The sequence below is a fragment of the Idiomarina sp. UBA3176 genome, assembly GCF_002364295.1.
GTDB lineage: Bacteria > Pseudomonadota > Gammaproteobacteria > Enterobacterales > Alteromonadaceae > Idiomarina > Idiomarina loihiensis.
The window spans coordinates 167,772-191,816 of the sequence record NZ_DEXU01000005.1 but is presented as its reverse complement, the minus strand read 5'-3'; the positions used below and the strand labels follow the sequence as shown (position 1 = coordinate 191,816).

22 protein-coding genes and 1 tRNA gene are annotated in these 24,045 nt (G+C 47.3%); 13 read left to right on the top strand and 10 right to left on the bottom strand.

The annotated features are described in order from the left end of the window. Positions 1–83: 83 nt before the first annotated feature. The gene (locus B2U97_RS02475) at positions 84–1,715 is read left to right on the top strand and encodes a methyl-accepting chemotaxis protein (protein WP_011234319.1); all 1,632 of its coding nucleotides are present in this window, start codon (positions 84–86) and stop codon (positions 1,713–1,715) included. Between the two features lie 46 nt (positions 1,716–1,761). After that, positions 1,762–1,849 (top strand) — tRNA-Ser (locus B2U97_RS02470). Between the two features lie 72 nt (positions 1,850–1,921). On the opposite strand, the gene bfr (B2U97_RS02465) is transcribed toward B2U97_RS02470, so the two are convergent. The 9 genes from bfr (B2U97_RS02465) to B2U97_RS02425 form a co-directional block, all read right to left on the bottom strand. After that, the gene (bfr, locus tag B2U97_RS02465; RefSeq protein ID WP_011234318.1) at positions 1,922–2,389 is read right to left on the bottom strand and encodes a bacterioferritin; all 468 of its coding nucleotides are present in this window, start codon (positions 2,387–2,389) and stop codon (positions 1,922–1,924) included. Continuing rightward, positions 2,389–2,865 (bottom strand): bacterioferritin, encoded by a 477-nt coding sequence (gene bfr / locus B2U97_RS02460; protein ID WP_286825155.1) that lies wholly within the window; start codon positions 2,863–2,865, stop codon positions 2,389–2,391. The genes bfr (B2U97_RS02465) and bfr (B2U97_RS02460) overlap by 1 nt, the downstream gene beginning before the upstream one ends. 33 nt (positions 2,866–2,898) lie before the next feature. After that, positions 2,899–3,123: a (2Fe-2S)-binding protein gene (locus B2U97_RS02455; RefSeq protein ID WP_286825154.1), complete on the bottom strand. Its 225-nt coding sequence runs from the start codon at positions 3,121–3,123 to the stop codon at positions 2,899–2,901. A 62-nt stretch (positions 3,124–3,185) separates the two neighbouring features. Then, complete coding sequence (locus B2U97_RS02450; protein WP_286825153.1) at positions 3,186–4,163, bottom strand: calcium/sodium antiporter; 978 nt, start codon at positions 4,161–4,163, stop codon at positions 3,186–3,188. A gap of 36 nt (positions 4,164–4,199) precedes the next feature. After that, the gene (locus tag B2U97_RS02445; RefSeq protein WP_286825152.1) at positions 4,200–6,071 is read right to left on the bottom strand and encodes an acetate--CoA ligase; all 1,872 of its coding nucleotides are present in this window, start codon (positions 6,069–6,071) and stop codon (positions 4,200–4,202) included. A gap of 101 nt (positions 6,072–6,172) precedes the next feature. Further along, positions 6,173–7,114 (bottom strand): CorA family divalent cation transporter, encoded by a 942-nt coding sequence (locus B2U97_RS02440; protein ID WP_286825151.1) that lies wholly within the window; start codon positions 7,112–7,114, stop codon positions 6,173–6,175. A 73-nt stretch (positions 7,115–7,187) separates the two neighbouring features. Beyond that, positions 7,188–8,246, bottom strand: coding sequence for an ABC transporter ATP-binding protein (locus B2U97_RS02435; protein ID WP_286825150.1), 1,059 nt, complete (start codon positions 8,244–8,246; stop codon positions 7,188–7,190). Then, positions 8,247–9,875, bottom strand: coding sequence for an ABC transporter permease (locus B2U97_RS02430; RefSeq protein WP_286825149.1), 1,629 nt, complete (start codon positions 9,873–9,875; stop codon positions 8,247–8,249). 22 nt (positions 9,876–9,897) lie between these two features. Further along, positions 9,898–10,923 carry a Fe(3+) ABC transporter substrate-binding protein gene (locus tag B2U97_RS02425; protein WP_034819901.1) on the bottom strand — a complete coding sequence of 342 codons (1,026 nt, stop codon included), beginning with the start codon at positions 10,921–10,923 and terminating at the stop codon, positions 9,898–9,900. 174 nt (positions 10,924–11,097) lie between these two features. Here B2U97_RS02425 and B2U97_RS02420 point away from each other — a divergent pair, with 174 nt between their 5' ends. Genes B2U97_RS02420 through B2U97_RS02405 form a run of 4 tightly spaced genes read left to right on the top strand, consistent with a single transcriptional unit; the run spans position 11,098 to position 16,327 of the window. Then, entirely contained in the window at positions 11,098–12,927 is a 1,830-nt protein-coding gene (locus B2U97_RS02420) for a cation:proton antiporter (protein WP_034819903.1), read from the top strand. Next, positions 12,890–14,143, top strand: coding sequence for a PqiA/YebS family transporter subunit (locus B2U97_RS02415; RefSeq protein WP_110012670.1), 1,254 nt, complete (start codon positions 12,890–12,892; stop codon positions 14,141–14,143). The genes B2U97_RS02420 and B2U97_RS02415 overlap by 38 nt, the downstream gene beginning before the upstream one ends. Then, on the top strand, positions 14,140–15,780 hold the full coding sequence (gene pqiB, locus B2U97_RS02410; protein ID WP_011234307.1) for an intermembrane transport protein PqiB: 1,641 nt from the start codon (positions 14,140–14,142) through the stop codon (positions 15,778–15,780). The genes B2U97_RS02415 and pqiB overlap by 4 nt, the downstream gene beginning before the upstream one ends. Beyond that, complete coding sequence (locus B2U97_RS02405; RefSeq protein WP_110012668.1) at positions 15,773–16,327, top strand: PqiC family protein; 555 nt, start codon at positions 15,773–15,775, stop codon at positions 16,325–16,327. The genes pqiB and B2U97_RS02405 overlap by 8 nt, the downstream gene beginning before the upstream one ends. Here the strand turns inward: B2U97_RS02405 and B2U97_RS02400 are convergent. Then, the gene (locus tag B2U97_RS02400) at positions 16,324–17,634 is read right to left on the bottom strand and encodes a capsule assembly Wzi family protein (protein ID WP_011234305.1); all 1,311 of its coding nucleotides are present in this window, start codon (positions 17,632–17,634) and stop codon (positions 16,324–16,326) included. The genes B2U97_RS02405 and B2U97_RS02400 overlap by 4 nt on opposite strands. A gap of 116 nt (positions 17,635–17,750) precedes the next feature. Here B2U97_RS02400 and B2U97_RS02395 point away from each other — a divergent pair, with 116 nt between their 5' ends. The 7 genes from B2U97_RS02395 (at position 17,751) to B2U97_RS02365 (ending at position 24,041) form a co-directional block, all read left to right on the top strand. After that, positions 17,751–18,227, top strand: coding sequence for a hypothetical protein (locus tag B2U97_RS02395; protein ID WP_011234304.1), 477 nt, complete (start codon positions 17,751–17,753; stop codon positions 18,225–18,227). A gap of 116 nt (positions 18,228–18,343) precedes the next feature. Beyond that, entirely contained in the window at positions 18,344–18,664 is a 321-nt protein-coding gene (locus B2U97_RS02390; RefSeq protein ID WP_011234303.1) for a BolA family protein, read from the top strand. Positions 18,665–18,748: 84 nt separating this feature from the next. Further along, positions 18,749–19,927 carry an enoyl-ACP reductase FabV gene (gene fabV, locus B2U97_RS02385; protein ID WP_286825147.1) on the top strand — a complete coding sequence of 393 codons (1,179 nt, stop codon included), beginning with the start codon at positions 18,749–18,751 and terminating at the stop codon, positions 19,925–19,927. 174 nt (positions 19,928–20,101) lie between these two features. Next, positions 20,102–21,442 (top strand): Na(+)-translocating NADH-quinone reductase subunit A, encoded by a 1,341-nt coding sequence (locus B2U97_RS02380; protein ID WP_011234301.1) that lies wholly within the window; start codon positions 20,102–20,104, stop codon positions 21,440–21,442. Positions 21,443–21,444: 2 nt separating this feature from the next. Then, positions 21,445–22,647, top strand: a complete 1,203-nt coding sequence (locus tag B2U97_RS02375) for an NADH:ubiquinone reductase (Na(+)-transporting) subunit B (protein ID WP_114981577.1) — start codon at positions 21,445–21,447, stop codon at positions 22,645–22,647. Beyond that, positions 22,640–23,416 (top strand): Na(+)-translocating NADH-quinone reductase subunit C, encoded by a 777-nt coding sequence (locus tag B2U97_RS02370; protein ID WP_011234299.1) that lies wholly within the window; start codon positions 22,640–22,642, stop codon positions 23,414–23,416. The genes B2U97_RS02375 and B2U97_RS02370 overlap by 8 nt, the downstream gene beginning before the upstream one ends. Then, complete coding sequence (locus tag B2U97_RS02365) at positions 23,409–24,041, top strand: NADH:ubiquinone reductase (Na(+)-transporting) subunit D (RefSeq protein WP_011234298.1); 633 nt, start codon at positions 23,409–23,411, stop codon at positions 24,039–24,041. Before B2U97_RS02370 ends, B2U97_RS02365 begins: the two co-directional genes overlap by 8 nt. The last annotated feature ends 4 nt before the right edge of the window (positions 24,042–24,045 follow it).

Sequence of the window (24,045 nt, the reverse complement as noted above, 5' to 3'; positions counted from 1 at the left end):
TTTTTGATCCATCTTTGAACCTTATTAGTATAATCGTTCAATTACATAGATAAATATATCATCATCACTTTCTGGAGCATTACATGACCATAGCAAATCGGTTGTACGCGGGGTTTGCCTTTATTCTGCTGTTACTTGTTATAACGACCATTGTCGGTACGTATCAGGTTAGCGAAATCGATAAAACACTAACAAGAGTGAATGAAGTAGGAAGTGAAAAACAACGCTTTGCTATTAATTACCGTGGCAGTGTCCATGACCGTGCTATTGCTCTGCGCGATTTAGTACTTGTGGATGATGCCGCGGATCGCCCTCCGCTGCGTGAGCTAATTGATGATTTAAAGGCGAATTACAACACAGCAGATAAGGGTATGAGTGCTATTTTTTCTGACAGCACTTTAGTTAGCAGCAAAGAACGTAAATTATTGGCTGCTATTGAAGACGTACAAGTGCGTGGACTGGCCGCCGCGGATGAAACAGAGCGTTTGCTGAGTTCAGGTCAACGACAACAGGCGCAGGAATACGTACTGAATGAACTGTCTCCGGTTTATGCTGAATGGCTGAATCGTATTAATACCTTCATCGACTATCAGGAGCAGAATATAGCGTCAGGTACCGAAGGTGTTATGGACCGCAGTGCAAATTTCGCCACTTTAATGTGGTGGGTGACTGCTTTTGCCATTATTAGTGGTGGTATAGCAGCCTGGCGGATAGTGGCCAAGCTGACTCATACCATAGGCGGTGAGCCCGAAGAGGCCGCCGAGGTATTGCAGCGCATTGCAGACGGTGACTTAACGGTTTCAACCCGGACACGCTATGAAGATAGCATGATGGCGGACGTTAACCGCATGGCTCGTCAACTTAGAGAAATTCTGCAGGATGTTAATGACTCCGCAGATACGATTCTGAACTCATCGAACGAGTTGTCTGAAACCGCGAATGATAACCAGCAATTAGTGGTTCAGCAGCAAGAGCAGACCACTCAGGGTGCAACGGCAATTCATCAGATGGCACAGACGGTGCGGGAAGTTGCTCAGCATACAGAGCAGGCGGCTCAGTTGGCGGACGACACTGATAAAGAGACTGTTGGTGGTAGCCGTGAAGTTGAAGCGACCATACGATCTATTGAAGAGCTGGCAAACCAGGTTGAAGGTGCGTCAAAAGTTATTGGTCAGTTGTCTGATAACACGGCAGAAATTCATAAAGTACTGGAAGTGATAGAAGGCATTGCTGACCAGACCAATTTACTGGCGTTGAATGCCGCAATTGAGGCCGCCCGTGCCGGCGAACATGGCCGCGGGTTCTCGGTGGTTGCTGATGAAGTCCGCGCACTAGCGAACCGAACTCAGGACTCAACCCGTAATATTCAAAGCTTAATTGAAACCATGCGAGTGAGTGCCAACGACGCTGTTACCGTTATGGAAAAAGGCAGAGGAAAAGCCGCAGAAAGTGTTGAACAGGCGCGCTCCGCCGGTAAGTCTCTGCATGCGGTGAATAGCTCGGTTGCAAAAATGAGCGACATGAACGCGCAAATTGCGACTGCAGCGGAAGAACAAACTGCCGTAGCGGAAGAGATAAACCAGAACTTCACATCCATTACTCAGGCTGCTGAGCAAACCGCAGCAGGCTCAGAGCAAATTAGTGAAGCCAGCCGTGAGCTGAACGAACTGGCAAAACGATTAAATAATGGCATGAAACGCTTTAAAATTGCTTAAACCCCTTGATTAGAACGGCTAAAACCCCTACCATAGCGGCCGTTCTGGAGAGGTGTCCGAGTGGCTGAAGGAGCACGCCTGGAAAGTGTGTATACGGCAACGTATCGAGGGTTCGAATCCCTCTCTCTCCGCCAGATACAAAAGAAACCGCCCTTGAGGCGGTTTTTTTGTGTCTGCAGAAAGAGGGGGCTGTATGAGAACTGTATTTACATCATGCTTTGTAAATAGAGCTGCTCACCCAGTCGATCCATTAAGTTCAGCTGTATCTGTAGCCAGTACGCGTGATCTTCTTCGGTATCTTTTAAAATACCGACCAGCATTTCGCGAGTAACGTAATCATCCACTTCTTCGCAGTATTCAATGACTTCACGCAGTGTTTTGGCGTTGTTGTGCTCAAGCTTTAAATCGTTTTCCAGCATCTCCCGGACATCCGAACCTATGGTATGAGGTTCGCGATTGCTCATGTTGGGTTTGCCTTCCAGGAATAAAATTCTGCGAATGAGCAAGTCTGCATGACCGCGCTCGTCGTCAATTTCATGGTTAATGCGCTCATAAAGCTTCATTAAACCCATGTCTTCGTACTGACGCGAATGTGAGGTGTACTGGTCAATTGACGTGAGTTCAAAAGCCAGCAGGCGATTTAGTTGCTCAACGACATTGTTATCTCTGCGCATTATTCAGCTCCTTGAATTTTTGTTTGCAAATAGACCTCGTTACCCAGGCGCGATATCAAATCAATTTGAGTTTCAATCCAGTCGAGATGTTCTTCCTGCGAGTCGAGAATATCGCGTAATGCGTTACGGCTGACATAGTCTTTGTGTATCTCACACTCTTTTATGGCTTCGCGTATTGCGCTGACATCGTTAAACTGGACTTTGTGGTCCATTTCCAGCATTTCTCTTGGGTCTTCACCAACGTATAACTTACCCAGTTCCTGCAAATTAGGAATGCCTTCCAGAAATAAAATGCGTTCGATAAGCACATCGGCGTGCTTCATTTCGTTAATAGAGGCTTTATAAATAGGCTTGTTCAAACTTTCGAAGCCCCAGTTACGATACATGCGGGCATGAAGAAAGTACTGATTAATGGCGGTAAGTTTGAGCGTCAGTATTTTATTCAGTTGCTGGATGACTTTAGCATCACCTTTCATAGCCGTATTACTCCTTAATTCACTAGGTATGAATTAAGTGTAGCATACGGAAACCGGAAGTTGAGTCTCTTTACCTGCTTGACTAGAACGTTGTTCGAGGGCTTCGTGAAGAACATCTTTGGCACAGTTTTTACAACAGCCGCACTGTGAGGCTACACCGTATTGCTGGCGTAAGTCTCGCATTGAGTTCACCTCACCAGAAACTACGGCCTGATGGATGACTTTATCGTTAATACCTTTACAAAGACAAACATACATAGACTATCACCTCACTTGATAGTGACAGTCTATGTTAAATGCGAACGATTTGCAATAGTGTTTTATTGTGGTGCGATAAAGCCTGTTTTCAATAAATACAGGGTATAGAGCAGGTACAGACAAATAAAGATAAAACCATGTACGCGATTGATACGCCCTTGTCGTGCTTTGCGGATACCAAAGGCCATTAGCAGTAATGTTAGTATGGCCATGGCAACCCAGTCACGGCTTAGCACTAAAGGTTCTAGCGAAACCGGCTCAATAGCACCGGCAATACCGACTACCGCTAATGTGTTAAACATATTCGAGCCGATAACGTTACCCAGTGCCAGGTCGTGCTCATTCTTGCGGGTTGCCGCAATGGCTGAAGCCAGCTCTGGTAAGGAGGTACCAATGGCGACCACAGTCAAACCTATGACTAAATCGCTGACGCCGAGTGACACCGCAATATTCACGGCACCCCAGACTAGAGCACGTGAACTGACAATTAGCAGTAATAAGCCAACAATAAGCCAAATAATGGCGGGTTTCATTGGCAGAGGATTTGCGTCCAGTTCTTCAGTGAATTCCGCGGCTAAGCTGTCGTCGCTGCTTTTTGAGCCTATCCAGATTGACCAGCCCATGTAGCCAACAAAAACAACTAACAGAAGAATGGCTTCCAGTCTGGTAATTTGATAGTCGAGCAAAAAGAGGGCGCTTAACAGGGTTATTGCGATTAGCACTGGCATTTCGCGGCGGATAACCACAGATTTAACCGCAATAGGAGCGAGCATAGCGGTAATACCTAAAACCAGTGCTATGTTGGTTATGTTCGAGCCATAGGCATTACCCAATGCCAACGCAGGGTTACCCTGCATTGACGCCAGTGCCGATACGACCATTTCCGGCGCCGACGTACCAAAGCCAATAATGACCATACCGATAACTAACGGCGCCATGCCCAGGTGTTTTGCTACTGCGGCTGCGCCCTCAACAAAGCGGTCTGCACTCCAGACCAAAACAGCCAAACCCACAATGACCGCAACAATCGATAACGTCATAACACCCTGTTCCTGTTAAAAAGAAAGGGCGATAGTTTAACGCATGGTTTCCTTAATAGCATCAATACTTGACGGATCGTCAATGGTTGAAGGAACAGCGACATCGTCGCCCTGTAAAACCTGCCGAATAAGACGTCTCAATATTTTTCCTGACCGTGTTTTAGGTAGCCGGGGCACAATGTGCAGCGTCTTCAGGCAGGCAATTGCGCCAATTTCTTCGCGTATTGACTGGATAAGTTCCTGTTGTAATTGCTCATGATCAATGGTGGAAGAGTTTTTAAGAATAACAAAACCAACCGGTAATTCGCCTTTTAGCTCATCCGGTTGTGCAACAACAGCGCATTCAGCAACGTCTTTATGGGCTGCCAAAATTTCTTCCATTTCTCCGGTGGATAAGCGATGGCCTGCAACGTTTATTACATCGTCTGTACGACCCATGATAAAAACATAGCCTTGTTCGTCGATGTACCCTCCGTCGCCACTGCAGTAATAACCCGGAAAGGCATTGAGATAACTGCTGTGCAGGCGTTGTTCATCGCCCCATACGGTGGTCAGGCAACCGGGAGGTAAAGGTAAGCGCACGCAAATTGCACCTTCTTCTTTGCTGCCTAAACTTTTCCCCAGTGGGTCCAGTACACTAATCTCATAGCCGGGAACCGGAAAGGTGGAAGAGCCGGGTTTCACTTTTACCGCTCCAATACCAACCGGGTTAGCGCACATTGGCCAGCCGCTCTCGGTCTGCCACCAGTGGTCGTAAACCGGCAGGTCGGTTAATTCGGTTGTCCATTCATAGGTAGCCGGATCTAAACGCTCTCCGGCCATATAAATGCGTTTCAGTGAGCTTAGGTTATAGCGCTGAATAAACTCGCCTTCAGGGTCTTCTTTTTTTATTGCCCGGAAAGCCGTCGGAGCAGAAAAGATGGCGCTGACGTTATAGTCCTGAACTATGCGCCAGAAGGCTCCTGCGTCTGGCGTATTCACCGGCTTGCCTTCGTAGAGTACACTGCTGCAGCCAAAGAGCAGCGGACCATAAACAATATAAGAATGACCAACGACCCAGCCCACATCGGATGCCGTGAAGAAGACTTCCCCCGGCTTTAATCCGTAAACGTAATTCATGGAAAAATTCAGGGCAACGGCATAGCCACCGTGGTCGCGCACAACGCCTTTCGGCTTGCCCGTAGTGCCCGAGGTATAGAGAATATAAAGAGGATGAGTTGCCGGTAGAGGAACAGCTTCTACAGGGCTTGCTGTCGCTAATGCCTGTTCCCAGTCGGTGTCCTGACCTTCTTGCATTTCTGCCTGGCACTGCTCGCGCTGGTAGACAATAGTGCGCGGTTTGTAGCTCGCTTCAGCCAGAGCTTTATCCACAATAGGTTTGTAGGGCAGAACTTTGGTCCCCTCAATACCACAAGACGCGGTGATAATGAGTTTGGGAGCTGCGTCGTCGATGCGAACAGCCAGTTCGTGCGCAGCAAAGCCACCAAAAACGACGGAGTGAATGGCCCCAATGCGAGCGCAGGCCAGCATTGCAATAGCGGCTTGCGGTATCATAGGGAGATAAATAATAACCCGGTCGCCTTTTTCTACGCCGTGTTGCTTCAGCACATGAGCAAAGCAGGCAACCTGCTCCCGTAACTGATTAAAGGTGTAACTGGTTTTACTTTCGGTAACCGGTGAGTCGTAATACAAAGCGACTTGCTCGCCGCGGCCTGCTTCAATTTGTGCATCGAGTGCTAAATAACTGATGTTAACTTCGCCATCCGGAAACCAGTCTGCCAGTCCATTCTTTTTGACCCGGGCTGCGACTTTAGGCATTTTGAACCAATTTAAGCGACGCGCTTGCTCCAGCCAAAAACCTTCAGGATCTTGCTGAGCTTCGGAGTAAACGTTTTTATAGGCTTGCATAGCACTACCTCAAATCCTTTTATGCAGAGCCTTTAAGCATATTCTGTTGGCTTAAATTTCCTATTCGACTTAGGTCTAAACCGCTTTGATATAAGTCAGGTTTACCAGAATCTCAGGCGTCTCAACAACAGGAATTCGACAATAGCGATAATTACCAGCGCACCACAGAAAATCATAAATGCACCTTCGCTTTCTACCCCAGGCATACCACCAATGTTTATTCCAAAAACACCGGTTAAAAAACTGAGAGGTAAAAACACTCCGGCAATAACCGAGAGCCAATAGGTGTTGCGATTCATTTTTTCGGCTATGGCCTGCTGCAGTTGCTCGCGCTGCATCCAGACTTGCTCTAGCATCAGGTCAATTTGTTCGAATAAACGCTGAGTGGTATCGCGCTCGTTGATAAGCCACTGGTGTAACTCCGTGCTCATAACCTTTTCGGTTTCTGTGCTGAGTTTTTCTAAAGCGGCCAACTGTGGACGGATAAAGCGGTTAAGTCGTAACAGACGACGGTGTAAAGCCGTGAGTTTTACCTGAACCGATGCCGTATTATCAAAGCCTTCACCCTCAATGGCTTCCAGTTGTTGCTCTGCCGAAGACACCACATCTTCAATTCGTAAATTCAGTTGCTCAATTAAGGCAACGATAAAGTCGTGTAATGACTCCGGCCCCAATTTTTGGTCAAGTTGCTCACGCAATTTTGCTATGGATAAAAAAGGACGTTTACGAAAGCTGTACAAGGCGCCTTTATAGTAGAGTAAGCGCAGACTGAGCATGTCTTCGGGGGATTCGCCGGTGTTTAAATTAACGCCCCGTAGCAACAGCATAAAACCGTCGGGTAAACGCTGAAAACGGGGGCGGGTATCTTCTTCCAATACCGCGTCAATCAGAGGTTCTGGTATACCTGCTTGAGTTAACCATTCGGTTAGTCCTTCGGCATCACGCTGAAAATGAAACCAGGTGTTTTCTGTAGCACTTGATGGCGACTGAAGTTGTTTCGCGGGATGTTGACTGAAATCCCAGGCGTCAATTAAAAAATCCATAGAATCCTCACATATGACAATTATTCAAAGTCTATAGTGAGGTATTCAACTTGTCATTTGTTTTACACACCAATTAGTCAGGCAATTCGCACAAAGACGAATCGAATACCACTAAGTGATCAAAGTCGATATCAATTCCGATTTGTTCGCCCGTTTTTAACGGTTGATGCGAAGGACCTACAGCCAGTACGTGACTGGTATCGGCCAGTTCCAGAGTATAGAGATAATGAGAACCACGAAAGCCGCAGCCAACCACTATAGCCCTCATGCTGCTGTCGTTATTAATTAATACGTCATCGGGACGCACTAAAAAATTAACACTCATGTCGGGCTTATTGTGCAACTGTGAGTGCTCTATGACTCCGAATGCGCAATGCAGTTGATGTTCTCTTATTTCGCCATTGAGCAACACGCCGCGGCCAATAAAGTCAGCGACCAGTTGATGCGTCGGCTGATGGTAAAGAGCATAAGGCGTTTCCCACTGCAGCAGCTGACCTGAATACATCACGCCCGATTTATCTGCCATGGCAAAGGCTTCCTGCTGATCATGAGTAACCAACAGGGCCGTAATACCTTCTTCTTTTAGCAATCGTCTTACGTCGTGAGCCAGAACTTCGCGCAGCTCGGCATCAAGGCTGGAGAAGGGCTCATCAAGCAGCATCAGCTTAGGTTTGGGAGCCAGAGCGCGGGCCAGAGCAATACGTTGTTGTTGCCCTCCGGATAACTCGTGCGGGTAGCGGTTTTGATAACCGTTGAGGCCAATGCGGATCAGCAGCTCTTTAACTCGCTCGTCTTGCTGTTTTTTAGGTAAACGGTTAATGCCAAAACGGATATTGTCGGCCACAGTTAAGTGCGGGAACAACGAAAAGTCCTGAAACATCATACCAACTTCTCTTTGTTCGGTTGGTATTTGCACCCGGCTGGATGAGACGGTTTTTCCATGCAGTTCAACGTGTCCGCTGGAAACCGGAATAAAGCCAGCTATAGCGCGCAGTAAAGTAGTTTTACCACAGCCGCTGGGACCGAGCAGGCAGCCTATATCTCCCGGCTCCAGAGACAAACTCAGTCTATCTACGATGAGATCACCGGAGAGCTGGATGCTGACTGCGTCAATATTCAGTAATGTGCTCATTTACTCTCCTGCTTTCAGTGTTTTGCTGCGTAAGGCTCGGGACAGCATGATAACCGGAATTAACCCGACTGCGACAATCATCAATGCGGGGGGGCCGGCATCGGCTAAGCGTTCATCAGAGGCCATTTCGAATGCGCGCACCGCCAGAGTGTTAAAGTCAAATGGACGTAATACCAGCGTGGCGGGCAGTTCTTTCATCACATCGACCAGTACTAAAATTAACGCAGCCAGTAACGGACTGCGGAGCAACGGCAAATGAACCCGCCATAAAATACGTTTACCGCTGGCGCCCAGAGTTCGCGCGGTATCGTCCATTTGCGGTGTAATTTGTTCCAGTCCCGAGTTAACGGTTTGCAAGGACACCGATAAAAACCGAACGCTGTAGGCAAATAAAAGCGCGATAACGGTACCGGAGAATAATAACCCGGGATTAAAGTCAAACATCCATTCACTGATAGCGATAATGTGATTATCAAGCCAGGCTAAAGGTGACAACAACCCTACTGCTATAACAATACCGGGAATAGCGTAACCCATACCCGCCAGACTGATAGCGGCGCGCAAAGGTCGGGTAGGGTGGCGACGGCGACCATAAGCAAGCCATAACGCCAGAGCGACAGTAATTAATGCCGCTAATAATCCCAGCCAAAGCGTGTTAAAGGTTAGCACCCAGAATTCGCTTTGCTGCCATATTTCAGACTTCTGAACCGACCACCAGAGCAACTGTGCTGCTGGTATCATAAAGCCGAGCACGACTGGCAGCCAGCACACCAGCGAAGCCAACGCCGCCCGCCAGCCGCTTAATGGCCTGCGCTGAGGAGGCTTGGTTGCAGAACGCTGCTGATAAAAGCGAGCCCGACGTCTTGAGTAGCGCTCAACCATTATTAAAATAATGACAAATACCAGCAGTAAAGCCGATAGCTGCAGCGCTCCCTGTGCATCTCCAATACCATACCAAGTGCGGAAGATACCTGTGGTAAATACCGTGATGCCAAAGTATTCCATGGTGCCGTAGTCTGCCAGAGTTTCCATTAAGGCCAGAGTGACACCGGTTGCTATAGCCGGACGCGCCAGTGGCAGAGCAACCTTCCAGAAACTTCTTAATGAGCTGGCACCCAGAGTTTTCGCACTTTCAAACGCGGTTGTCGATTGCTGCATGAAAGCGGATCGGGTAATAAGGTAAACGTAGGGGTAAAGAACAATACAGAGAACAAAGATAGCGCCATTCAGACTGCGTATTTCCGGAAACCAGTACTCACCTATATTGACAGAGAAAATGTCCCGGATAACCCCCTGTACCGGGCCGGCATAATCGAGCAGGCTTGTATAGGTATAAGCTGTAATGTAGGCAGGCATAGCCAGTGGCAGCAATAACGCCCAGCTTAACCAACGCCAGCCGGGAAAATCGTATTGACTAATGCACCAGGCCGTACTTACCCCGAGCAAAGTGACACCGGTACCGACAGCGAACAATAAGATCACTGAATGACCGATGTATTCCGGTATCACGGTTTGCCAAAGATGTTGCAGAGTGTCCCATTGAGGGTTCAGTAACGACAAAGCTACCACTATGAGTGGTAGCCCTATCAAGACCGCGACGGCAAACAGCAACAGCGTGCCACGGTTCATCTATACGTCTCCTGGTAGTAAATTAACGCCAGCCGGCACGGTTCATTAAACGCACGGCGTCGCCGTTATTCTCACCCAGAATATCCATTTCAATGTCATCCTGCTTAAAGTCACCCCATTGCTGGAGTGTTTCGCTCCACTCGACGCCTTCGCGAACCGGGTATTCATAGTTGGCCTGAGCATACCATTTTTGTGATTCTTCAGAGACCAGGAACTCGATGAGCTTTTGAGCTTCGTCAACGTTTTTAGCGTGTTTGGTAATGCCTATGCCAGAAACGTTTACATGAGCACCTTGTTTGTCCTGTGCTGGCCAGAATATTTTAACTTTTTCGGCCGCTGAACGCTCTTCTGCGTCGTCGGAGTTCAGCATATGACCAAAGTAATAGGTATTGGCAATAGCGATATCACAAACACCAAAAGCTACGCCTTTAATTTGGTCGCGGTCGCCACCAACGGGTTTGCGAGCAAAGTTTTCGACAAAGTCTTCTGCCCATTCTTCAGTTTTTTCTGCGCCGTGGTGTTCAATTAGCGCAGCAACTAACGACTGGTTATACAGATTATTGGAAGAGCGGATGCAGATACGGTCGTTCCATTTTTCATCTGCGAGGCTTAAATAAGAGTCCAGTTCGTCCGGGTTAACGCGCTCTGGCGAGTAAAAAATGGGGCGGGCGCGTAAACTTAATCCGAACCAAAGGTTGTCGGTAGAGCGAAAATGAGAAGGAACGGCTGAATTAATTTCGTCAGAGTTTACCGCCTGAAACGCGTCTGCTTCAACGGCGCGGTGAAGAGCACCTGCGTCAACGGTTAAAAATAGATCCGCCGGGGTGTTCTCGCCTTCGGAGTTCAATCGGGCCAGCAACGCGTCCGCTTTACCGGTTAATAAATTAACTTCGATGCCGGTTTCTTCAGTGAATTTTTCCAAAACGGGTTTGATCAGCGCTTCTTTTCGGGCTGAGTAAATATTAACTTCAGCGGCGGCGCTAGTGAAGGACACCAGTGTCGCAGAAGTCGCAGCAAGTATTGCCAGTAGTGAATGAAACTTACGCATTTCAGATGACTCCTTAACGAACTATTTTAAGAGAAACGCGACGATTATATCAAACAAAGCGAATAATGATAGCCATTCTCATTTAAAAAAATAGTCATCTAAATTCGCTATTTGAGGGTAGTCAGAGTGTTAGCTTCTGCTATTCTAAAACGACTTACTTTCAGCGGAGAAATTATGTCTGACTTATCGATGCTTGCCCTGATTGGCGTATTGTCCATTAGTTGTCAGTGGTTAGCGTGGCGTATTAAGTTGCCGGCAATACTGCCGTTATTAATTTGTGGCTTACTGCTAGGGCCCACTCTGGGGTTACTTGAACCAGACTCGCTATTTGAGGATTTACTCTTTCCTTTTGTCTCATTAGCGGTGGCGGTTATTTTATTTGAAGGCAGCCTGACCCTGAAATTTGAAGAAATTCGTGGTCATGGTCGCATGGTAACCAACCTGGTTAGCATCGGCATGCTGGTAACCTTTGTTGTTATCGCCATACTAACGCATTTTATTATGGGCTATGGCTGGGAAATTTCAGCCTTGTTCGGAGCCCTTGTTGTGGTCACAGGGCCGACCGTTATCCAGCCCATGATACGGTCTATCCGGCCGATTAATAAGTTAGCGAATATTTTGCGCTGGGAAGGCATTATTATTGATCCGCTGGGTGCCTTGCTCGCGGTACTGGTATACGAGTTTATTATTGCCAGCCAGGATGTTGCTTTCCTGCATGCTTTGCAGGCCTTTGCAACCACTATCGCTTTGGGCTTTGCTCTGGGTTGGGGCGCAGCGCGCTTGCTTGGCCTGGCTCTGGGGCGAGGCTGGTTTCCGCATTACTTACAGAACGTTGCTACCTTAACCATAGTGCTGGGTGTTTTCGCGCTATCTAATGCTATTCAGCATGAGTCTGGCTTATTAACCGTTACGGTTATGGGTATGGTTATGGCCAATACGCGTAACCTCAATATGGAAGAAATACTAGAGTTTAAGGAAACTCTCAGTGTGCTCCTTATTTCTGCGCTTTTCATTATTTTGGCAGCGCGGCTGGATTTTGCAGAATTTGATGCGTTGGGAATGCCCGCGGTTATTCTAATTGCCATTATTTTGTTTGCGGTGCGCCCTCTGGCTGTTTGGTTGTCTGCGATAGGAACCGAGCTGAGGTTTAAAGATAAGGTCCTATTATCCTGGATAGCCCCCCGTGGTATTGTAGCGGCGGCAGTTTCTGCATTGTTCGCATTAAAAATGGAAGAGTCAGGCTGGACTGAAGCCGCGGCGGTTGTTCCGTTGGTTTTTCTAGTGATAATGACCACCGTTGTATTGCAGAGTTTAACTGCAAAACCGCTGGCCAGAATGCTTGGGCTGCTGGAACCTCAAGCCAAAGGGTTCTTAATTTTCGGTGCCAACCAAATGGCGCGGGCGGTTGCAAAAAGCATACAGGAAAGCGGCATTCCGGTTCGCCTGGCTGATACCAACTGGGAAAACATCAAGTTAGCGCGAATGGATAACTTACCTGTGTATTTTGGTAACCCGGCTTCTGAACACGCAGCTAATAATATTGATTTAACCGGCCTTGGCCAGTTGTTGGTTATGTCGCCCTACAAACAGCTGAACCCCTTAGTGTCTATGTACTATCAGGATTGGTTTGGTTCCAGAAAAGTGCATGGTTTAAACGGTGGAGAGCAGGATTACCGAGCCAGCCATCAGTTGACCGAAAGTTACCGCAAGACATTAAACTTATTTGGCGACAGCGTAACCTATTCAAAGCTTGCAAGCCTGCATTTTAAAGGCGCTAAAATTAAGTCGACACCTATTACCGACAGTTTTAGTTTTGCAGACTACCAGCAGAAGTATGGAACTCGTGCTTTGCCGATGTTTGCGCTGGACGATGCCGAAAAACTCCATATTTTTACCACTGAAAGGGAATTGATACCACAGTCGGGTTGGACAGTAATAGCCATGATTTCAGCGGAGCCTGAAGAAAATGACGTCGAGCAGGATAACGCAGAGCGAAAAGAATGATGTTGTCGGCTGCCCTCAATGTGACTGGGTAAGCCGACTCGTCTCTCTTTCCGGGAATGAACGCGCTGAGTGCCCACGTTGCGGGTACGTTCTGGAGCATGGCAGGAGAACAGAGCATTTTACTTTGGTGGCAATAGCCACCTCGGCTCTGGTAATGCTTTTAGCCAGTCTATCGGTCGACTTTATTCGTTATTCTGCGGCCGGTGTTGAACAGTCAATGACCCTACTGGACACTGCGTGGCAGCTTTCTTATTTTCACGAAAAAGTATTGGCTGTGTTAGTTCTTTTAACGGTTATTCTCATTCCGTTTATTTACCTGGTGAGCCTGATTTGGGTTTACAGTCATGCTAAAAACGCAGCACGAAACCGAAGTAGTCTATATTTACTGCGCTTAACCGAACATCTAAAACCCTGGTTAATGACCGACGTTTTCCTGCTTGGCACTTTGGTGGCGTTGGTTAAGATCTCCAGCCTGGCAGATATTCGCTTACTGGAGGGCTTCTGGAGCTTTAGCGCCTTTGTTGTGCTGTTACTTTTCGTTTATGAGCGGGTGAAACAGACGCCCGTTTGGCGGCATTTGATTAAAACGTCGCAGTCAGCACCTGACGGTCAACCCGGAATGACGGCATTTGAACAAGGGTTACAGACTTGCCCGGTATGTTATGCGCTGAATTCTCAGAACGCTGATACTTGTTACCAATGCACAGAGCCACAGAAAACATCCTGGTGGCGTAGGCCAGGCACAACGGTCGCGTTAATTACTGCCGGCGCTATTATGTTAATTCCGGCGCATTGGTTACCGGTTATGGAAACCGTCCGATTTGGTAGCGACCAACCGTCAACCATAATTGGCGGAGTAACGGAGTTATGGCAAAGTGGGGATAAACCAATAGCGGCTATTGTTTTCGTCGCCAGTCTGGTTATACCTGTGGCTAAAGTACTGGTGCTGATAACTTTGCTAATATTAGCTCGCTGGCAAACCCCGCAAACGGTTCGCCACCGTCTTATTTTATTCAAACTGACGGACTGGATAGGGCGCTGGTCAATGATCGATATTTTTGTTGTTGCGATACTGGTAGCTTTGGTTCGTAGTGGTTCCGTTATGTCGGTTTACCCGGGCAGTGCTGCGGTTTCATTCGCGGCAGCTGTGGTTCTTACTATGCTTGCAGCGATGAGTTTTGATACACGCTTATTCTGGCGAGAGGCAGATAAATGACAGAGAGTTCAACGACTAAGGTCCGCAAATTTTCCGGCATATCACCGGTCTGGATTGTACCGCTGCTGGCTCTTGCTGTGGCGCTTTGGATGGTTTGGCAGGATACGCGCGGAACCGGGCCCACTATTACTGTGGCAGTAGGGGACGCCGAAGGCATCGAAGCCGGAAAAACTCAGGTGAAAGTTCGTAACGTAGACGTCGGACAGGTTACTGAAGTGCGCCTGTCGGAAGACTTTTCTTCGGCTGTTATAGAAGTGGCGATGAACGAAGGCACCGAGCGAATGTTAAACCCGGAGACCCGAATTTGGGTAGTAAAACCCAGAATTGGACGACAGGGAATTAGCGGGTTGGGAACTTTACTATCAGGTGCGTATATTCGTTTGCAGCCAGGAGACTCTAAGGAGCAGCAGTCGCATTTTAAAGCACTGGAACAGCCACCTGTTACTTCTCAGGAAACTCCAGGGCGCCGGTTAAATTTGACCAGCGAGGGGCAAACCAGCGTAACAGTAGGTGATTCAGTGCAATATCAAGGTTTCACCGTTGGTCAGGTAGAGCAGTCGGAGTTTCAGGTCGATGAACGACAAACTCGATATCAAATTTTTGTGAAGGCTCCTTATGATGAGCTTATTACCGAAAATACGCGGTTCTGGTTGCAGCGGGGCGTTTCTATTCAGTGGAATTCTCAGGGACTGGACTTGGCTTTGGGCTCCATCGAGTCCCTATTGGGAGCCAGTGTGACTTTTGGTGTTCCTGAAGGACAGCCACGGGGGGATAAGCTTACCAGTGAACAGGAGTTCGAGCTGTTTGAAAGTCTGGAGGAAGCAAAACAGCAAGGCTATATTCACGGTATTGATTACGTTGTTTTACTGGATGAGTCTATTGCGGGTCTTGAAAAAGGAGCTCCTGTTCAATTTAAAGGGGTGCGTGTTGGCACGGTAAGAGAGGTGCCGCTGCGTTGGTTCCCGGAAAACGGTGATGAAGCTCCTTTAAAACGTATTCCCATTCTTATTCGCTTTGAACCTGAGCGCCTAAGAGGGTTGGTGGCCGATACCGATATTGAAAACTGGGAAAGACGTTTGCCAGAATTATTTAAGCAGGGTTTAAGAGCGAATATCCGAGCCTCTAACTTGTTAACCAATACCTTATTTGTCGATGTTCGCTTTTATCCGAACGCTGGTGAGAAAAGTGGCGACGATATATTTGCCGGATACCCGGTTATGCCGGCAATGGCTAGTGACTTCACTCGACTGGAAGAAAAGTTAACGGCGCTATTGGATAAGTTCAATCAGTTGCCACTGGAGCAGGGACTTAATGACTTTTCGGCCGCGATGAGTTCGGTCGACAGTACGGCCAGGAAGCTTGATAGTGTGTCGGAAAGTTTGGCGGCTATTGTTGAGCAACCACAAATGAAGCAATTGCCTCAGTTATTGCAGCAAAATCTTATTCAGCTGAAAGAGCTTACCGGCAGTTTTAATGAAGGTTCCCCGACACGACAGCAGCTGAATCAAACGTTAACTGAAATTGAGCAGCTCTCACGTGAGTTAAAACCGGTAATTGAGTTGTTACAGGAACAGCCGAACTCGCTTATTTTTAGCCCATCTATAGAGCCCGATCCGGAGCCGAAAGCTTATGAATAGCAGATATTCTTTTCCAAAAATACTCAAGCCGTTTGTTACTGGTGCAGCAATTGCGTTGCTCGCCGGGTGTTCCTCTAACTCATATGAGATAACGCAATATCGACTTCCACATTTGAGTGAGTCCGCGGAAGCTTTGTGTCATGCGGATAAGCGTCCTGTATTTGTGGGTGATTCAGCGGCGAAACCCGGGTTGCAGCTACAGCAGGATGAAACCCGCTGGCATAGTGCCCGGCAGCACCGTTGGAGTACGCCTCTGGCGCATCAACTTCAGCGTAGTGCTCAGCGCCTTTTGCTGGCTGACAATTGCGAAGGCAAGCTAACGGTTTGGGTTGACGATTTTTATGGAAGTAATGACTCACGGGCCGTTGTTGCGGGTCACTGGGAGTATAAAAGTCAGGATAACCAGACGGTGCTGAAAGGAACCTTTACTGAAAGCATGCCGTTGAAAAGTGACGGCTATCCTGCGTTAGTCAATGCTCTGGATGAAGCCTGGCTTGATGTTATGGACACCATCAGTCTGGGAGTAGGGCAGAAGCTGGCGCGTTAAAAGCGCCATTCTCCACTCAATTGCACGCCCACTTCGCCGTCGTAATTGCTGCCGTCAAGGTATTGCAGAGAGAGCTTAACTAACCCCGAAAAAGCAGGTTCAGTGCGCCGCAGTAAAGCCCGTGACAGAGTGTCATCATCTTTTTCTTTACTATGACTGACCAGCGCCGTCCAGGCAGAACCGTCGGCTGAAAACTGGCGATAGCTGGCAGATACAGTCTGACTCTCACGGGGGAAAGGCGAGCCGGGATTACGCTGGTGGTTCAGAAAGTATTGTCGTTGGTTTTCGTCCAGCGAATAAAAGTCATGTTCTTCTCCGCCGTCTAACTGACTGTATTCAACCGTGAAGCTATGACGACGTTCTTTAGAGCCTGTCATCCATTGTGCGCCCAGGGTATATACCGGTTTGTCGTCGGTTTCCAGTTTTCGGTCAATACCCAGTTCTGCGTAAGCTGAAAACTGATGAGTCCCCCAGTCGAAACCGGTTCTGGCATCGGCGGTCAACATCCGGTTGTCGGGGCGGTTGTCGCCGCTCTGCTCAATGGCGCTAATGCCGAACCATAAATGTTGAAATAACTGACTGGAGAAGCGGATGCCGTTAACCCGGTAATGGTCGCTGTATCCGTCGTCCTGATAGGCACTGAATAAACTGATTTTGAATGGATTCATTCCGGCTGGTGGATAATCAGGAGCGTAATCGATTCGAATTTTAGGCATAGGGCGTGCATTGTTAGAAAACAGCAAGCTGCTGTGCTCTGCCGGCCCCCAACGCAGTGGCAGTGAGTCCAGACTGAAGCTCCAGTCATTCAGGTTGTAAGCTAAGTAACTGCCATCCAGAGTCTTTTTGTGATCACCTTCAAAGGGATCCTGACGATAGTTTACCTGAATTCTTGCCGCCCAGTTTGTACCGTGCATACTGCGGCTTAGGCTAATTTTACCTTCTTCATAGGTGTCGTCGCCGTAATCCTGAACTACCTGCTCGCTATCCGTTGCACCGATATACCATCGTGTTTTAGGCCCATTCTGAGCTTGTGATAATTGATGACGCACATGGCGTAATGCTAATTGCTGGGTTGGGCTCAAACCTTTTAATTCAAGCGCATCCAACTCCGGCAGTAAGCTTTTCCAGGTTATTGGAAATTGCTGAATGGGTGTTTTGATAAGCCCTGATTCAGCTAATACAATCAAGCTGTTCCGCAATTCCGCATCATTTGCTTCAATCCATACGGAGCTAAGCGCAGAAGGGGTCATGAGTAAGCTAAGACCACCAGCAATAAGTGTGTTACGAAAAAATGAGATGGATGACATGAAACTGATTTGAATCCCTATGACAAATTACGTTCTATACTGCCAGAAATTTTAACACTAAGACAACGGTTTATCTGCGCTTTTCAGTTATAATATCAAGCCTTGGAGGTTTCCTTATGGCTTTTAAAAATTTTTTGGTGGCAGGGTTATTCCTCGCCGTTCTTAGTGGCTGCGGGCAGGAAGGTACAACCGATTTGCACAGTGCTGAAGTCAAAGCTCTGGACGAACAGTTACTGCCTAATAATAACTGGCAACTGAGCCGGGCAACGATTGAGCTTAGTTTTTGCCGTAACCGCATTAATGAGGCTTTGCTGGCATCGGAAGCCGAACTCAGAGGCTGGCGCCTATCGGGGGAAAGTACGGCGTTTCCGCCGCACAGAAGCGAGGGCATAAATGCTTTATCAAAGCTTTTCAAACAAACCGATGTTTTATTGTGGCAGGCAGAAGGAAATGTCAGTGCACAACGCTATCATTTGGTCAAACCAGCAAAGGCTTCTAAAGGCGAAGTGGTTGATGCAGTTTTTCCTGCTGTCGTCAGCTTATCCGCCATTGATGAAGTGTGTCATGCAGCAGTCGATGACTCTGAATATTGAGCAAACTTTATTCTCCGAAAATTCGTAGAGTTAGCAAGTTTTTGAAAAAAATTTCTGCGATTCAGTATAAGTAAACTAAACTGAAGATTAGAGGCGAACGCAGAGGGGGAGTCGTAATGTCTATTGGGCTAGATATTGAAAATAAATTGCGGGAAGCGTTTACTCCAGTACATCTGGAAGTAGCGGATGAAAGTCATATGCATTCAGGCGGAGCTAATGCTGAATCTCACTTTAAAGTGGTCTTAGTGACCCCTAAGTTCAGTGGAGAGAGACTTATTAACCGTCACCGTGCGGTTAATAAAATTTTAGCGGATGAACTAATGAATCATATCCATGCACTGGCGTTACACACCTATACCCAAGGTGAGTGGGAGCAATTGGGAGAGTCCAGACGTTCACCGAACTGTCTGGGTGGGTCGAAAATAGCGGCAAATTAAGAAAAATTACGCATGTCTGATGTGTTCCTGTGGTTTGATTGGTTACAATAGCCAAAATAATGCGAACAACAGGGATACATCAATATGATCATTAAGCCAAAAATTCGCGGTTTTATCTGCACCAATTCTCATCCAGTGGGTTGTGCCGAAAACGTCAAACGTCAAATCGAATTTGTCCGTAATAAACCTGCCATCACCAATGGCCCTAAGAATGTTCTCGTCATAGGTTGCTCCACAGGTTACGGACTTGCCTCAAGAATTACTGCTGCCTTTGGCAGCGAAGCTCATACTCTCGGTGTTTGTTTTGAGAAAGAGCCTACGGAAAAGAAAACAGCGACAGCTGGTTGGTATAATACCGCCGCTTTTCATCAGCAAGCGAACAAAGCCGGTTTAGCTTTCCATTCAATTAATGGCGACGCATTTTCTGATGAAATTAAGCAGGAAAGTATCGATTACATTAAGCAAAACATGGGGAAAATTGACCTCGTTGTTTACAGTCTGGCATCACCTAAACGTAAAGACCCCGATAGCGGCGAAGTCTACAGCTCAGTGTTAAAGCCAATAGGCAAACAATACACAACCAAAACCTACAATACGGACAAAGATCAGGTACACGAAGTGACGCTTGATCCGGCTACCGATGAAGATATTGCCAATACGGTAAAAGTCATGGGCGGTGAAGATTGGGAGCGCTGGGTAAAAGCTCTGCACAATGCCGGCGTGCTGGCCGAAAACTGTCAAACCACAGCTTATACCTACATAGGTAAAAAACTGACATTGCCAATTTATGGTCATGCAACCATTGGTCGCGCAAAAGAAGATCTGGATCGAGCGGCATCAGAACTTGTCGCCGAATGCGATGATCTTAATTTGAAAGCTTACGTTTCTTCATTAAAGGCGTTGGTTACACAGGCAAGCTCAGCTATTCCTGTTATGCCGCTGTATATTTCATTAATTTATAAAGTGATGAAAGAAGAAGGCACGCACGAAGGTTGTATTGAGCAAATTTATCGCCTGTTTACTGAAGGTCTATATAGCAGTAACCCTGAACTGGACGACGCAGGTCGGCTTCACATGGACGGTTACGAAACCAATGATAAGACTCAAGCAAAAATAGAAGCACTCTGGGATCAAGTAACTCAGGACAACTTCCATCAGCTTGCCGATTACGAAGGATATCATCAGGAGTTCCTGCACTTATTCGGTTTTGGCTTCGATAATGTCGATTATGACGCGGATATTGATCCAAAAGTAAACTGGTAAGCGTTGTGGGAAAAATGCTAAAATCCCAACGATAAGTGTGGAAAATGTTTCAGGTTGCCGATGACAAGCCCCCTGAAGGCGGTTGTTTGTGTCGGTAACTATTTGATTATTCAGGTTTCCAGCCCTGGTGGCTGGTTGTGATGAATCTTCCCTTAACGAGTAGTGCAAACGCATATGATTACGATCAAGAAAGGGCTGGACATCCCTATTAAAGGGGCGCCCCAGCAAGAGCTATCCGACGGTAAGGCTGTGACGACGGTCGCTACCCTAGGTGAAGAATACGTGGGTATGCGCCCAACCATGCACGTGAAAGAAGGTGACCAGGTTAAAAAAGGTCAGCTGATTTTCGAGGATAAGAAAAACCCTGGTGTCAAGTACACAGCCCCTGGTGCTGGTGTAGTAAAAGACATCCTGCGTGGTGAGCGCCGAGTGTTGCAGGCGGTTGTTATTGAGTTGAAAGGTGACGAGCAAGTTACTTTCGACAAATTTGACAGCGACAAACTCAATTCATTAGGTCGTGAAAAAGTTCAGGACATTTTGGTTGAGTCTGGTCAATGGACAGCTCTTCGTACCCGTCCTTATAGTAAGTCTCCGGCATTAGATGCAGAAGCCAGCGCGATTTTTGTTAACGCGATGGATTCTAACCCATTAGCTGGTGACCCAACTTTATTTATAAATGAACAGAAACAAGCTTTCATTGATGGTCTGAAGGTTCTTTCTAACCTGACCGAAGGTAAGTTGTTTGTTTGTAAAGAGGGTAATGCTGAAGTGGATACTGGTGACGCAGATGTCACGCTGGAGTCATTTTCAGGCCCTCACCCATCAGGTTTGGTTGGTACTCATATACACTTCCTTCAGCCTGCTAGCATCAAACGCCCGGTATGGCACATAGGTTATCAGGACGTTATAGCTTACGGTAAGTTATTCACTACAGGTGAAATCTTTACTGACCGCGTTGTCTCCGTTGCCGGAGAAGGTGTGAAAGAACCTCGTCTACTGCGTACTCGCTTAGGTGCTAACTTGCATGAGTTAACGGATGGTGAGCTAAGTGGTGATAATCAACGTATTATCTCAGGGTCAGTCCTGCATGGTCACACTGCGGATGACGAGCATGCCTGGTTAGGTCGTTTTCACAATCAGGTTAGTGTTATTCCGGAAGGCAATTATAAAGAGTTTTTGGGCTGGATACGGCCGGGCTCTGACTTGCACTCAGTAACACGTGCTTATGCCGGACACTTTAATCCGAAGAAGTTATTCAGCATGACAACGTCACTGAATGGTTCTTCACGTTCAATGGTTCCAATTGGTAACTACGAACGCGTAATGCCTTTGGACATTCTGCCAACGTTACTGCTACGTGACTTGTTGTCAGGGGATACTGATGAAGGTCAGCAACTAGGTTGTCTGGAACTGGACGAGGAAGACCTCGCATTGTGCACTTATGTTTGCCCCGGGAAGTACGAATATGGCCCGGTGCTGCGTGACTGTCTCACTAAGATTGAGAAAGAAGGCTAACCATGAGCTTGAAAGACACACTCGAGCGTATTGAACCGCAATTTGAAGAAGGCGGTAAATACGAGAAGTGGTACGCGCTTTACGAAGCCGTAGCCACTATTTTGTACACACCAGGTACTGTGACTAAGTCGGCTACGCATGTTCGTGACCGTATCGATCTTAAGCGCATTATGATTCTGGTGTGGATGATGACGTTCCCGGCAATGTTCTGGGGTATGTACAACGTTGGTAACCAGGCTGCTTTGGCTTTGGCTGACGGTTATGCGCTTTCTGACGTCTGGCAGGTTGGGTTATTCCACTTGTTCGGCGGCGAGTTAGGCGCTAGTGCTGGATGGGGCACGAAACTTTGGTATGGTGCCTGTTTCTACGTACCTATTTATGCGGTTACCTTTATTGTTGGTGGTTTCTGGGAAGTGTTGTTTGCGTCTATTCGTAAGCACGAAGTTAACGAAGGCTTCTTTGTTACTTCGGTTTTATTCTCCCTGATTTTACCGGCGACAACACCATTGTGGCAGGTTGCTTTAGGTATCACTTTCGGTGTCGTTATTGGTAAGGAAATTTTTGGCGGTACTGGCCGCAACTTCCTTAACCCGGCACTAACCGGTCGCGCATTCTTATACTTCGCTTATCCTGCCAGCATGTCAGGTGATTCCATCTGGACTGCCGTCGATGGCTTTTCTGGTGCAACAAACCTAGGTAAAGCGGCTCTGGGTGAAATGGATTATGGGAATACTCAGCTTTGGTGGGACGCCTTCCTTGGTAACATCCAGGGATCAGTAGGCGAAGTCTCAACCTTACTGATTTTGATTGGCGGCTTAGCGTTAATTTATTTCCGTATTGCCTCCTGGCGTATCGTTCTGGGTGTCTTTGCTGGTATGGTTCTGTTCTCCGGACTACTTAACCTTGTTGGTAGCGAGACCAATCCAATGTTCGCAATGCCTTGGTACTGGCACTTAGTATTAGGTGGTTTTGCCTTTGCAATGATGTTTATGGCTACCGACCCGGTATCAGCGTCCTTTACCAATAAAGGGAAGTTTGCGTACGGCTTGTTAATTGGTTTTATGACGGTCATGATTCGTGTCATTAACCCGGCATTCCCGGAAGGCATCATGTTGGCCATCTTATTTGCTAACGTATTTGCACCGTTATTTGACCACTTTGTAGCACAGGCAAATATCAAACGGAGGTTAGCGCGCAATGGCTAAGAAAAATGAAAGTTTAGGCAAGACCGTTGGTGTCGTGCTAGCGCTTTGCCTGGTTTGCTCAATTGTTGTTTCTGGCGCTGCTATTGGTTTGAAACCAATGCAGGAAAAGAATGCGGCACTTGATATGCAGAAGAACGTTTTGGATGCTGCCGGTATTCTGGAAGCCGATACCGACGTTGTTGAAACTTACAAGCAACGCATCGATACCATGGTTGTCAGCCTTGAAGATTTAACCGTTAAGGAAGACATTGACCCGACATCTTTTAGCAACCGCAAAGCAGCGAGTGACCCTGAAAGAAGTAAAAAACTTGAGAAAAAGAACGACCCTGCTGGTTTGGGTACCCGCGAAAATTTAACACAGATTTATCTTGTTAAAGATGAAAGCGGCGAAACAACAGGTCTTGTTCTTCATGTTCGTGGCCAGGGGCTATGGGGAACCATGTACGGCTTGCTGGCATTAGAAGGCGACTTTGACACTGTTAAAGGCGTTAACTTCTACGAGCACTCTGAAACTCCGGGGCTTGGTGGTGAAATCACCAATCCGGCCTGGGTAAAAACTTGGCAAGGTAAAGAAGTTTACGGCGAGGACGGTAACGTCCAGTTTGAAGTGGTAAAAGGCGGCGCCAAAGGCGAGCACGAAGTTGATGCGCTTTCTGGTGCAACTTTGACCAGTAATGGTGTTGAATACCTGGTTCAATTCTGGATGGGCGAAAATGGTTACGGTCCATTACTCAAGAAACTTCGTGAGGGAGAGTTGAACAATGGCTAATGTAAAAGAAATGAAGTCCGTATTATTCGGACCGATATTCGCCAACAACCCCATCGCACTGCAGATCCTTGGTATCTGTTCTGCATTGGCTGTAACGTCGAAAATGAGCAACACCTTGGTTATGTGTATTGCACTAACTGCGGTTGTCGCGTGCTCTAACTTATTTATTTCGATTATCCGGAATCATATTCCGTCAAGCGTACGTATTATTGTCCAAATGACAATTATTGCGAGCTTGGTTATTGTCGTTGACCAGATACTAAAAGCTTACGCTTACTCAATTTCTAAAGAGTTGTCAGTGTTCGTTGGCTTAATCATTACTAACTGTATCGTTATGGGTCGCGCAGAAGCTTACGCTATGAAGAGCACTCCGTTTATGTCCTTCCTGGACGGACTGGGTAACGGTTTAGGTTACTCAGTGGTGCTGTTGGTTGTTGGCTTCATTCGTGAACTCTTTGGTTCAGGCAGCTTGTTTGATGTACAGATTTTACCTCTGGCATCACAAGGTGGTTGGTTCGAGCCGGTTGGCTTGTTACTGATGCCACCTAGTGCCTTCTTCATCATTGGCGGGTTTATCTGGGTACTGCGTACCTTCCGCACTGAACAAGTTGAACCTAAGGAGTAATGGT